Here is a 12,136-nt window from a genome sequence, read left to right as displayed (position 1 = left end):
CCGGCGCCGGCCCCCGCGAAGTAGCCCTCCTCCCCGGCGGGCGGCCAGCCGGGGCCCTGCCGCTGTTCCCTTCCCTCCCTCCCGGGATGCCTAGCTTTCCGGGCACGAGGAGGACGGGATGGCGTTCCCAGACAGTCGTGCGGTGCTGAACGTCCGCTCCCGGCCCCGGGGCCAGTGGTGCTGTCCACTGGCGCACCGGGGCATGGGCGCAACGTGAATTGGCACACGTCCTCCTTCCCACCCGCTGGGTCCAGCGTCGCGCCCTGCTCCAACGTGCGCCGCGCGGACCCGGGTGTGTCCGGTCCACCGACTTGTCCCGCCTCACTTCCGAGGCCCTGAAAAGGAGCAGCACCCCATGAAGCGCACCCTGCACGGAGTCACCCTCGCCGCGGTCCTCTTGACCGGCGGTGTCTCGCTGGCCCAGACGGCCGCGCCCGCGACGAAGCCCGCGCCCGCCGCCAAGGGCATGGCCGAGTTCAAGGGCTTCATGGCCCCCACGGACCCGAAGGCCTTCCTGGAGCGCCTGCACTACATCAACCAGTCGGAGATCAAGCAGGCCGAGCTCGCGCAGAAGAGCTCGGAGAACCCGGACGTGAAGAGCTACGCGAAGATGATGATCGACTCGCACACGGCCGCGGACAAGCAGGTCATGGACCTGGCGAAGACGCAGAACCTGAAGCTGGCGGAGATGCCCAAGCCCGCCAACGACATGGAGAAGAAGGCCATGGCCGCCGACAAGGCGCACATGGAGAAGCTCCAGACCCTCAAGGGCATGCCGTTCGACTCGTGTTACATGGCCAACCAGGTCGCCGCCCATGACGAGGCCATCGGCAAGGTGATGGCCGCGAAGCAGGGCATGACCTCCGCTCCCGCGGAGATGACCACCCTGCTGACCCAGCTCTCCCAGGAGCTGCCCAAGCACCGCGACATGGCCTACCAGACGCTGGGCAAGCTGGACGACGCCATGGGCGTGGGCGGCGCCGGCATGCAGGGCAGCACCATGGACCACGGCTCCATGAACCACGGCGCCACCACGCCGGGCACCACGCCCCCGAGCGGCTCCATGGGCGGCACCCCCGGCGGTGCGACGAAGACGAAGTAATGCAGCGACGGTGAAGTGCGGAGCGCCTCCTTTGGAAGTGCATTCACGGGAGGCGCCCTCCGCGTGCATAGTGCCGGGCCATGTCCCGACTGATTGCCCTGGCCTCCTGCGTCTCCGTGCTGCTCCTTACCGGCTGCTCCAACAACGCGGACGCCATCTGCGACTACCGCAAGGAGTGCTTCGACTCCGACCTGGATACCGGCAAGTGCGCCGACAAGATTGGCGCCTGGGAGGACGAGAAGGAGAGCGAGCAGGACGACCGCCGCGAGCGCACCGCGGAGTGCTCGGAGTGCCTCGCCGACCGCACCTGCGCGGAGGTCATCGCCAGCTGCATCGACGACTGCTTCGGCATTCCCTGAAGCCTGCGTGAAACCCTGGGGCCCGAGGCCCCAGGGCTCACTTTTCCCGCCGGGCTACTTGCGCGTCCAGCGGTCCAGCCAGCCCAGCACCTCGTCGTGCCACTGGATGCTGTTCTGCGGCTTGAGCACCCAGTGGTTCTCGTCCGGGAAGTACAGGAAGCGGGACGGGATGCCGCGGCGCTGGAGCGCGGTGAAGGTGGCGATGCCCTGCGTGTCCACCACGCGGTAGTCCTTGCCGCCGTGGATGACGAGCATGGGCGTCTTCCACTTCGCCACCTGGTTCACCGGGTTGAACTTCTCGTACGACTCCGGCTTCTCCCAGGGCAGCCCCTTGTGCTCCCACTCGGGGAACCACAGCTCCTCGGTGTCGTAGTAGGCGGCGCGCTCGTCGAAGATGCCGTCGTGGTTCACGAGGCACTGGAAGCCGTCCGCCCAGTTGCCGGCGATCCAGTTGATCATGTACCCGCCGTAGCTGCCGCCCAGCGCGCACCGCTTCGTCTTGTGGATGAAGGGGTACTTCTGGAGCGCGGCGTTCAGGCCCTTCTGCAGGTCCTCCAGCGGCTTGCCGCCCCAGTCCCCGGAGATGGAGTCCGTGAAGGCCTGGCCGTAGCCGGTGGAGCCGTGGAAGTCGATCATCACCGCCACGTAGCCGCGGCCCGCGTACACCTGCGGGTTCCACCGGTAATGGAAGTGGTTGCCGAAGCTGCCCTGCGGCCCGCCGTGGATGAGGAAGGCCAGCGGGTACTGGCGCTTCGGGTCGAAGTCCACCGGCTTCACCACGTAGCCGTGCACCGTCTCGTTGTTCCAGCCCGGGAAGTTGAACTGCTCGAAGGCGCCGAACTTCAGGCCCGCGAGCGCGTCCTTGTTCACCTGGGTGAGCTGCCGGGCGCCGGTGCCGTCCGCCTTCACCGCGTACAGGTCCGCCGGCGAGTCCAGGTCATCCATCGCGTAGACGACCTGACCGTCCGCGGCGGGCTGGGCGCCGTCCGCGCTGCCGCCCTGGGTGAGGCTGCGCGCCTTGCCGGTGGCCACGTCCAGGGCGAACACGGTGTTCTGCCCCACGTCGTTGGCGGTGGTGTAGAGCGTGGCGCCGTCCTTGCTCCAGGCGAGCGAGCCGGCCGAGCGGTCCCAGTCCTGGGTCAGCACGCGCTCCTGGCCGCCCGGCCACGTGCGCAGGATGACGCGGTAGCGGTCGGCCTCGAAGCCGGGGCGGGACATGGCCACGTACGCGAGCGTCTTGCCGTCCGGGCTGAACACCGGGCTGGTGTCCGTGGCGCGGTTCTTCTCCGTGAGCTTGCGCGGCTTCGTCTTGCCGTCGACGGGCGCGAGGAACAGGTCCAGGTCGGTGGACCACGACTCGGTGGGGCCCACGTCGCGCGCGGCGAAGACGATGCCCTTGCCGTCCGGGGTGAAGGTGAACTCCTCCGCGCCGCCAAAGGGCTTGCTGGGCGCGTCCGCGTCCATGCCCTTCATCACGTCCACGGCCGTGCCGCCGGCCACGGGGACGACGAACAGGTGCGAACGCGTGCCGTCCTTCCAGGTGTCCCAGTGGCGGGCGAAGAGCTGATCATACGCGCGGCCGGTGGTCTTCTTCTTGGAGGCCTCCGCGGCGCGCTGGGTGTTGCACGCCAGGTCCGGGCAGTCGGGGCGCGCGTCCAGCGCCACCGCCAGCTGCTGGCCGTCACGCGACAGCGCGAAGCTGTTCACGTCCAGCGGCAGCTTCGTGACGGGCAGCGGCTCGCCGCCGTCCAGGGGCAGGCGCCACACCTGGGACGAGCCTCCGCGCGTCGACAGGAAGAAGAGGCTCTTGCCGTCCGGGGCCCAGACGGGGTCGCTGTCGCTGTCCGGGTGGGAGGTGAGCTGGCGCGGCGCGGAGCCGTCCAGATTGACGAGCCACAGGTCGGTGCGGCCTCGGTTCGCCTCCATGTCGGTGGAGCGCAGGACGTAGGCGACCTGACGGCCGTCGGGAGAGACGCGCGGGCTGCTGAGCCGGCGCAGCGTGACCAGATCCTGTTGATTGAACGGATGAGGCGCGGGCGCGGGGTTGGCGCCGAGCGCCAGGGCCGCGAGGAGCGACAGGGGCACGGGTGAGTTCCTCCGGAGAGATGGAACCCGGACCGTGCCCTCGGGAGGGCGGACTGTCCACCGATGGATGCGGGCCCGGGTGGAACAGGTGGAAGGCCCTGACGCACGGTGCTAGAGATTCAGCCCATGAGCGCACCCATCGTTGTCCACATCTGGTCCGACTTCGTTTGACCCTGGTGTTACGTCGGCCTCGGTGAGGTCGAGAAGCTGAAGAAGGAATACGACGTCCAGGTGGAGTGGCACCCCTACTTCCTGCGCCCGGAGACGCCTCCGGAAGGGCTGCCGTTGCCCGAGTACGTGCGCCAGGGGATGAAGGACCCCAACAATCCGCTGAAGCTCCGCGCCGCGAAGGCCGGGCTGACGATGGTGCAGCGGGACATCATCCCGTCCACGCGCCGAGCGCACGAGGCGGCGGAGTACGCGCGCGCACAAGGCAGGCTGGAGCCCTTCCAGGCCGCCATCCTGCGGCGCTACTGGAGTGAAGGTCAGGACCTCTGGCAGTGGGACACGCTGCGGGCCGCGGGCGTGGAGGCCGGGCTGGATCCGGACGAACTCCAGCGCGCGGTGGAGGAAGGCCGCTACCGGCAGGTGGTGGAGGAGTCCGTGCGCGAGGCTCAGGAGATGGGCATCCGCGCGGTGCCCACCTTCATCCTGGGCGACAAGCTCGCCATCCAGGGCGCGCACGAGTACCCGTCATTCCAGCGGGCCATGCAGCAGCTGGGCGCGAAGCCGAAGCAGCAGGGCTGACGGGAGCTACAGGCCCTTCACCAGGATGAGCAGCCGCGCGAAGGTCTCCGGACCTTCGCCGGCCAGCCCCCTGGCGAAGTCCAGGAACGTGGGCGCCTGCTCCACGTGCTTGGCGACGAGTTGGAACGCCTCCACGGCGGCGGCATCCAGCGCGGCCGCGGGCGTTCCGGGAGCCTCCAGCAGCGCCTCCACGGCCGGATGCCCGAGCAGCACCCAGCGCACCACGGAGGCGCGCAGCACGAGCAGGAACACGGCGTTCAGGAGGCTTTCGGCCTCGGTGAACGGGTGGCGCAGGACGTGGTTGAGCGCGTGGTGCAGGAAGTACTGGTGCACGCGCTCGCCGTGCAGGGACTCCAGGGCGGAGCGCCGCGTGGCGTGGAGTTCCCAGGCCTGGTCGGGATGCGTGTCCGCGCCGCCGTAGGACGCGCGCACGGCGTTCATGAGCGACAGGAAGCGCGGGCTGCTCACGGCGGCCTCGCGTGAACGGAGCACGGCGCCGCAGATGCCGGCCCACGGACCTCCAGGCAGCTCCAGCGCTTCGAGCTGCGCGCCCAGGGACGCGAGGGTGTCTGACGAGTCGTACTCGCGCAGGACGCGCGCGAGCCGCTCTGCATCCGCTGAAGCGCACGCCGTCGTCCCCGGGAAGTAGAAGCCGCCCAGGTCCAGCGCCATGCGGCCCAGCGCGTACAGCCTCGCGGCGAACGGGACTTCGCGGCGATTCAAGAGCCGCAGCATCGCTTCGCGCACGGTGTCCGCGTGGGCCGTCCACGCGTCGTCTCCCGCCGCCACCTGCCGCGCGACCTGGGGGCGCAGGGCGTGTTCCTCGGGCACGGGCTCGCGCACCAGCGCGTCCTCCGCCAGCAGGCACAGGCGCGCCGTCTCCGGACACGCGAGCGACCCGGCCATCTCCACCTGCGCGCCCCAGCGCGTGAGCACTCGCGGGAAGACGGAGCAGCCGTCCGGCAGCACCGCTTCACCGTAGCGGCGCTGGAGCGAGCACAGCTTCGCTTCATCCAGGAAGGCGCAGTGCCCGTCCGCGCGCTTGCCCAGGATGCCCGCCTGCTGGCCCGTGGCGCCGTCCGGGTTCGGCGAAATCAGCGCCGCGACGCGCGCCTCGTCCGGTGTGCCCGCGACCTTCTGGCGCAGCAGGCTCCAGCGCGACTCGCTGATGGGCACCGTCAGCCCCGCGCAGCAGGTGTCCTCGCACGCCTCCGCGATGCAACGGAAGCGCGCCATGTAGCGGGGGGCGGAGGCCGTCATCGCGCCAGTCTACTTGCGGCCCAGTGCCTTCTTCACGAACCCCCAGAAGCGGCCCGCGCGATCCTTGAGGTCCGCGCCCCGGCGCTCCTCGGCGGCGCTCACCGCCTCCTTGCTCACCTGGAGCTGCTTCTGGAGCTCCTCCGGCGAGTAGCGCGTGGCGAGCGTCGCCTTCACTTCCTTGCGCGTCGAATACTCACGCGCCTCCACGTGCAGCACGCATTCGGAGTCCAGCTTGAGCGTCACCGCCACGCGCACGGAGCCCTTGGGGCCGCGTGGCAGACCTTCCATGCGCACGGTGCCCAGGTACTCGTTGGCGGAGATGTGGTTGTCCTCGCCCTGGAAGACGGACAGCTCCATCCGCTCTTCGTTGTCCTGGGACGTGCTGATGGCGAACGAGCGCTGCGTGGGCAGCGGGCTGTTGCGCTCGATGACGCGCTTGAAGCCGCCGCCGGGCATGGCCACGCCAATGGTCATGGGCAGCACGTCGATGAGCACCACGCTGCTCACCTTGTCCACCGAGCCCGAGTACAGCGCCGCGCCCAGCGCCACGGCCTCGTCCGCGTTGACGCTCGCCTGCGCGTTCTTGCCGAACAGGCCCTTGAGCTTGTCGCGCACCAGCGGCATGCGGCTCATGCCGCCCACCAGGATGATGTCGTCCACCTCCGAGGCCTTCAGCTTGGAGTCCAGCAGCACGTCGCGCACCACGTCAATGGTGCGGTTGAGCAGCGGGTCGCAGATCTTCTCCAGGTCCTGGCGCGACATCGTCACGCGCAGGTCCCGGGGACGGCCCGCGTCGTCCATCATCAACATGGGGATGTGGACTTCGAACGTGCTGCGCTCGGACAGCGCCATCTTCGCGCGCTCGGCGGCGTCGCCCACGCGCGATAGGGCGATGCCGTCCCCGTTGAACGCGATGCCTTCCTTCTCCTGGAAGCGCTCCAGCAGGAAGTCGACGATGAGGTTGTCGAAGTCGATACCGCCCAGGAAGATGTCGCCGCCGGTGCCCAGCACCTCGAAGACGTTCTTCTCGATGCGCAGGATGGTCGCGTCGAAGGTGCCGCCGCCCAGGTCGTAGACGAGCACCTTCTTGTTGAGTTCGCGGTTGAGGCCGTACGCGAGCGCCGCGGACGTGGGCTCGTTGAGGATGCGCTCCACCTTGAGGCCGGCCATCGCGCCCGACTTGCGGACCGCTTCACGCTGGGGCTCGGAGTAGTAGGCCGGCACCGTCACCACGGCGCGCTCCACCTTCTGGTTGAGGTGGGCTTCGGCCATCTCCTTGCACTCGCGCAGGATGAGGCCCTGCACCTCTTCCAGCGACAGCACGTCGTTGCCCAGGCGCACGGCGGCGCGGCCGGCGGCGTCGGGGGTGATTTCGTAGTGGAAGCGCTCGCGCACCTGCTTCACCACGGCGCTGTCGTAGGGACGGCCCACCAGGCGCTTCGCGCCGTAGATGGTGTGCGTGGGCCGCAGCACGAGCTGGTTCTTCGCGCGGTGGCTGACGAGCAGCTTGTTCTGCGCGCTCAGCGAGATGACGGACGGGATGGTGTTGTAGCCCTCGCGCGAGCGCAGCACGACGGGCCGGCCGTTGGACAGGAGCGCCACGCAGGAGTTGGTGGTGCCCAGGTCGATGCCGATGACCGGCCCCGTGCCGGCCAGCGTCTGCGGCGGCGTGAGGTAGATGGGGCGCACCTGGCCGTTGGCGTCCAGGGGAGGCGGCGCGGAGGCCACCGGCGCGGCGGCGGGCGCGAGCGTCGCGGGGGCGCTCGGCGCGGCGGGCGCGGGCGGGGCCTGGCGCACGGCCGGAGGAAGCACGCTCGGCGGCGGCGGGGCCATGGGCCTCGCGGCGGGACGGCCCGCGGAGGACACGGGCTCGCGCGCGAGTTCCAGCGGCCCGTCGTCGTCGATGGACAGGTCCAGGTCGAACTCGGCGCTGCCGCCGGACGGGCGCTGCGGCGCGGGAGGCTGCTGGGGGACGGCGCGGCCCCACGACGACGCAGGCTCCTGGGAGAGGTCGGGAGCGCGGCCCGCGGCGGAACCGGGCTCGCGGCCCAGGCCGGGCGCCGAGGGACGGTTGGCGAAGGAGCCGGGCTCCAACGGCAGCTCACCCGGAGCGCGCGCCGAGGGACGTCCCGCCACGGAACCGGGCTCGCGGCCCAGGCCGGGCGCGGCGGCGCGGCCTGCCGCGGATCCAGGCTCCAGCCCCAGACCCGGCACGGAGGGACGTCCTGCGGCGGATCCGGGCTCACGCCCCAGGCCCGGCGCGGAGGGACGACCTCCCGAAGAGCGAGGCTCCAGTCCCAGGCCTGGCGCCGCGGGACGACCTCCCGAAGAGCGAGGCTCCAGTCCCAGGCCCGGCGCCGCGGGACGACCTCCAGAAGAACGGGGCTCCAGGCCCAGGCCCGGCACGGCGGCACGGCCGGCGGCGGATCCAGGCTCACGCCCCAGCCCCGGGGCACGACCCGCCGCGGATCCGGGTTCACGTCCCAGACCCGGCGCGGCGGCGCGGCCCGGCGAGGACGCGGGCTCACGCCCCAACGGCCGCTGACGGCCCGGCGAGGACGCGGGTTCGCGCGCCAGCTCCAGCGGGGCCTCGTCGTCCAGCGATGACAGGTCGAAGTCGAACTCGGCGCTGCCGCCGGACGGCTTGGCGGGAGCCACCGGCGGCACGACCGGCATCGCGGCGGGCGGAGGCGGAGGGGCCGCGCGCTGCACAGGCGGCGGAGGCACCGGCGCGGCGCGAGGCGGCGGCGCGGGGGCGACATCCGAGAAATCCAGCTCGAACCCACCCGCGTCGCCCGCGTCCGAAGCCGCGTCGTCCTCCACGGAGAGCCCCACTTCGATGGGCACCTCCTCCAGCGGCTGGCCCATGGCGATGGGCTCATCCATGGCCGGAGCCTCGAACTCGAAGTCGAGCCCCGGCAGCGGCTCGTCACCTCCCGACAGCACGCCCTGCACGGTGGGCGGAGGCGTTCCCGCGATGAGCTCGTCCAGCGGGATGTCCACGTCGTTCGCGGAGTCCGCCTGCGCGAGCCCCAGGTCCTCGTCCGGTGCGCCCAACGAGAACGGCTCGTCCGCGCCGCCCAGCGAGAACGGCTCGTCCGCCGCGGGCGCGGGAGCGGACGACGCATCCAGGTCGTCGAACAGTGAATCGAGCGCGACGCCGCCCGCGGCCGGTTGCGCGGAACGCGCGGGCGCGGCGGGAGGTGCGACGGGCCGGGGCGCGGCGGCGGTGGAAACCGGCGGCGCGGCCACGGGCGGACGCACCGGCGCGGTCAACGGCGCGATGCCCGGCGTGCTCAACGGCGCGATTCCTGGCGCGGCCAACGGAGCGATGCCCGGCGCCACGACCGGAGCAATGGACGGCAGCGGCGCGGCGGCCGGCACGGCACTGCCACCCGGCTTGCGCTGGAGCATCAGGTCCACGAGCGCGCGGCTCGCGGTATCCAGTTCCAGGAACTGCAACCCCATGCCCGGAGGCCCCGCGGGGTCGTTCACATCGCGCACCCAGCGCACCGTCGCGGTGCCCTGGAGCACGCGCACGCCGTTGGCGATCTGCACGTCGAAGCGCACGGGCGTGCCCACCGGCTGCGGCGTGCGCGAGCGGATGAACATGCCCCCGGGGCTGATGTTGGTGGCGAACTCCTCGGTGAAGCTCCCCACAGTCTCATGCTTGAGCTTCACCAACAGACCGACCGACTTGCGGTCCGAGGTACGCCGACCTTGATCCATGGTTCAGCACTGTCGCGTCCGGGGGCCATTCCCTCAAGGGGGTTCTGGCCCCCTGCCCGTCCGGCCGGTACCCGTTCGAGACCTCCAGGTGCGCATCTGACTTACGTGTATGTCCCCGCTATCCTGGGACTTCGTTTCCCCCCGGAAGAGATCCGGGTCCACCGGACGGGAGTCCCCCGATGAACGCGGTTCCCCATTTCGCCCCGGTTCCTCTGCATGCGCGATGGTTGGTGGACCGACGGCACGACCTGCTCTCCACGGTCGGGGGACTGGGCGCGAGCCTGGCGCTGATGGCGTTGCACGTGCTGGGGGGCGTGAGCGGGCCGCCGCTGTGGTGGGCGTGGGTGTTGCTGCTGGACGGGCCGCACCTGTTCGCGACGGTGTCGCGCACGTACCTGGACGCTCGGGAGCGGAGGGCGCGAGCCCGGCTGCTCTGGGGCAGCCTGGCGTGGTTCGCGGCGGGGCCGGCGGTGTTCGCGGCGTCGGTGCTTTCCGGACAGCGCTGGCCGTTCGCGGTGTTCGTGACGCTGGCGGCGCTGTGGGCGTACTGGCACGTGGTGCGGCAGCACTACGGCATCATGGTGCTCTACCAGCGCAAGGCCGGAGAGCGGGACACGTGGGACCGGCGGCTGGACAGCGTGACCCTGTACGTGGGGCTGCTCGCGCCGTTCGTGGCGTTCGCGCTGACGCATCCGGGAGCGCGGCGCCGGTTGGGGCTGATGGCGGAGCCGACGTGGGAGGTCGGGGTGGCGCACGCATGCTTCGCGGTGGTGCTCGCGGTGGTGGGGCTGCTGGCGGCGAGGCAGGTGTGGCGGTGGCGCCGGGGGCTGGGCGTGAATGGGCCCAAGTTGTTGATGCTGGGCGCGGCGCTGGGGCTGACGTCGCTGGTGTTCTGGCCGGCGGTGTCGCGGCGGATGGACTTCCTGATGTTCACCGTGGCGGTGACGGCGTTCCACAACGTGCAGTACCACGGCATCGTCTGGTTCTTTCACCGCAACCGCTACCACGCGGACGGAGTGGACCGGGCCACGTTCGGCTGGGCGCCGAAGGTGAGCCAGCGCTTCATCATCTACGCGCTCTGCGGACTCGCGTTCACGTTGGCGTACCGGACGCTGGGCTGCGGCATGGGCGTGCATCCGGGCTGCGCCGCATTCGACGCGAAGGTGGCGATGGGTGGCAGCGGGCTCACGCTGAGAGACTTGATGGAAGGCTTCATCTGGGGCTTCGCGCTGCACCACTACTTCCTGGACCAGTACATCTGGCGCGTGCGCAAGGACGCAGGGCTGAACCAGGACCTGAAGCTGAACACCACGGCGGCTGCGTGACGCCCGGGCTCATGGGCACCGGGCGTCAGCGCCGCCGCTGAACCTACGGCGTCACGAGCCGCAGGAACGCATCCTGGTTCCAGGTGTCGCCCGCGCCGTCGCGCTGCCAGCCGGACACCACCAGCCCGGACTCCGGCGCCGCCACCAGCGTGGTCGTCGCCAGCGAGCACGTGCCGCTCTCGCACGCCTCCGGCGCCAGCGACTTCGTGCCCAGCAGCGCGCCGTCCGCCGCGTAGCGCGTGACGGTATTGCCGCACGCCGCGGCCACCGGGCCCGAGGGCTCCACCGCCGCCACCGTGCCCACCGACGTCGCGCCGCACGTGGGCTGCTTCACCCAGCGCTCCTGCCCGTCCGCCGTCGCCGTCAGCACGAACGGGCCGCCCTCATCCAGCGCCACGCCGTTCCACACCAGCAAGCCCACCGCCTCGCCCGCCACCGCCACCGTGCCGTCCGCGCCCACCGACACGGAGCCCACGCGGCCGTTCACTCCCGGCACCTCGCGGCCCCACGCCAGCGCTCCGTCCGCGCCGAACGCCAGCACCACGAAGCCGCCCGTGCCCTGCGCGTCGAACGTGCGCCCGTCCACCGTCACCGGGCCCACCAGCCGCCCGGCCACCACCGACGTGCCGGTCCCCGACAGCGCCACCGCCGACAGCAGCGTGCCCTCCTTCGCGCCGTCGAACGTCTTCGTCCAGCTCGCCGTGCCGTCCGCCGCGTAGCGCACCAGCTGGGGCGTGTGGGCCTCCGTCGTCCACTCCTCGCCCAGGGCCACGACTCCGCCCGCCGCGTCCGCCGCCACCGCGTAGACCTTCTGGCCCACGCGGCGCTGCCACTCGGGCTCGCCCGCCTGCGTGAACTTTACCAGGAAGCCGTCCTGCGCCTCGCCCAGCCCGAAGTCCGCCGAGTACAGGAACGCGTTGCCGGACAGGAACACCGCGCCGTCGCTTCCCGTGGAGCCCGCCACGCGCAGGTCCGACAGGCGGTTGCGCTCGAACTCCTTCGCCCACTGCCGCGTCCCGTCCGCCGAATAGCGGGACAGCGTCAGCACCAGCCGCTCACCGTCCACCTGCTCCCGGTCCTTATCCGAGCGCGGCGTGCCGGACGTCACCCACAGCACATCTCCACCCTTCCCCACCGCCAGGCCGGCGCCCGTGTCGTCCTGCGGGCCGCCCTGCGTGAGCGACCAGGGGCTCGCCGCCGGGGCCGCGGGCGTGGGTGTCTGCGCGGAGGGCGCCTGCGTGGGTGCCTGGGTCCCGGGCGAGGGAGCAGCCGTCTCCGGGGCCGGTGCGGGCACGCGTCCCTGGGCTTCCGTACCGCCAGTCACATCCCCAGTTTCGTCCGCCGGAGCACCACCACCACATGCAGTGCTTCCCAGCCCGAGGAGTCCCGCGCCCAGAAGTGCCCACCCGCCCCAGATGACTCGCCGTACTGAACGCATGCCGTGCTCCCATGCCTGCCCTGCTCCATCGCAGGTGCCTTGGGAAAGTAAGCAGTGTGTCCACGGTCCGGCATTCCCCCCCGTCCAGGGG

At 71.3% G+C, this 12,136-nt stretch carries 7 protein-coding genes and 1 pseudogene; 4 read left to right on the top strand and 4 right to left on the bottom strand.

Going from position 1 to position 12,136, the window contains the following annotated elements:
• The first annotated feature begins 355 nt into the window (after window positions 1–355).
• Both D7V80_RS37035 and D7V80_RS37030 read left to right on the top strand, forming a co-directional pair.
• On the top strand, window positions 356–1,102 hold the full coding sequence (locus tag D7V80_RS37035) for a DUF4142 domain-containing protein (protein WP_120592560.1): 747 nt from the start codon (window positions 356–358) through the stop codon (window positions 1,100–1,102).
• 80 nt (window positions 1,103–1,182) lie between these two features.
• Window positions 1,183–1,461 (top strand): hypothetical protein, encoded by a 279-nt coding sequence (locus tag D7V80_RS37030; RefSeq protein ID WP_014399947.1) that lies wholly within the window; start codon window positions 1,183–1,185, stop codon window positions 1,459–1,461.
• A 54-nt stretch (window positions 1,462–1,515) separates the two neighbouring features.
• Here the strand turns inward: D7V80_RS37030 and D7V80_RS37025 are convergent, their stop codons facing one another.
• Window positions 1,516–3,546 carry a S9 family peptidase gene (locus tag D7V80_RS37025; RefSeq protein WP_120592559.1) on the bottom strand — a complete coding sequence of 677 codons (2,031 nt, stop codon included), beginning with the start codon at window positions 3,544–3,546 and terminating at the stop codon, window positions 1,516–1,518.
• A 183-nt stretch (window positions 3,547–3,729) separates the two neighbouring features.
• On the opposite strand from D7V80_RS37025, the pseudogene D7V80_RS37020 reads away from it, so the two are divergent.
• A pseudogene (locus D7V80_RS37020) lies at window positions 3,730–4,293 on the top strand (DsbA family protein); the annotation flags it as partial.
• A 6-nt stretch (window positions 4,294–4,299) separates the two neighbouring features.
• Here the strand turns inward: D7V80_RS37020 and fliB are convergent.
• Together fliB and D7V80_RS37010 are read right to left on the bottom strand one after the other, a co-directional pair.
• Window positions 4,300–5,553, bottom strand: coding sequence for a flagellin lysine-N-methylase (gene fliB, locus D7V80_RS37015; RefSeq protein ID WP_120592557.1), 1,254 nt, complete (start codon window positions 5,551–5,553; stop codon window positions 4,300–4,302).
• Window positions 5,554–5,562: 9 nt separating this feature from the next.
• Window positions 5,563–9,282, bottom strand: a complete 3,720-nt coding sequence (locus D7V80_RS37010) for a TIGR02266 family protein (protein ID WP_120592556.1) — start codon at window positions 9,280–9,282, stop codon at window positions 5,563–5,565.
• A 230-nt stretch (window positions 9,283–9,512) separates the two neighbouring features.
• Here D7V80_RS37010 and D7V80_RS37005 point away from each other — a divergent pair, with 230 nt between their 5' ends.
• A complete protein-coding gene (locus tag D7V80_RS37005; RefSeq protein WP_233586003.1) occupies window positions 9,513–10,607 on the top strand; it encodes a hypothetical protein in 1,095 nt (364 codons plus the stop codon).
• Between the two features lie 43 nt (window positions 10,608–10,650).
• On the opposite strand, the gene D7V80_RS43540 is transcribed toward D7V80_RS37005, so the two are convergent.
• Window positions 10,651–11,901: a hypothetical protein gene (locus D7V80_RS43540; RefSeq protein ID WP_120592554.1), complete on the bottom strand. Its 1,251-nt coding sequence runs from the start codon at window positions 11,899–11,901 to the stop codon at window positions 10,651–10,653.
• Window positions 11,902–12,136: the final 235 nt, after the last annotated feature.

It is taken from the genome of Corallococcus sp. CA054B, from assembly GCF_003611625.1.
Lineage (GTDB): Bacteria > Myxococcota > Myxococcia > Myxococcales > Myxococcaceae > Corallococcus > Corallococcus coralloides.
The sequence above is the reverse complement of the archived record's forward strand: the minus strand, read 5'-3'. Positions and strand labels throughout refer to the sequence as shown.

Coding starts and splice junctions, on each gene's coding strand:
- D7V80_RS37035 (WP_120592560.1), top strand. CDS start 356: ATGAAGCGCACCCTGCACGGAGTCACCCTCGCCGCGGTCCTCTTGACC.
- D7V80_RS37030 (WP_014399947.1), top strand. CDS start 1,183: ATGTCCCGACTGATTGCCCTGGCCTCCTGCGTCTCCGTGCTGCTCCTT.
- fliB (WP_120592557.1), bottom strand. CDS start 5,553: ATGACGGCCTCCGCCCCCCGCTACATGGCGCGCTTCCGTTGCATCGCG.
- D7V80_RS37010 (WP_120592556.1), bottom strand. CDS start 9,282: ATGGATCAAGGTCGGCGTACCTCGGACCGCAAGTCGGTCGGTCTGTTG.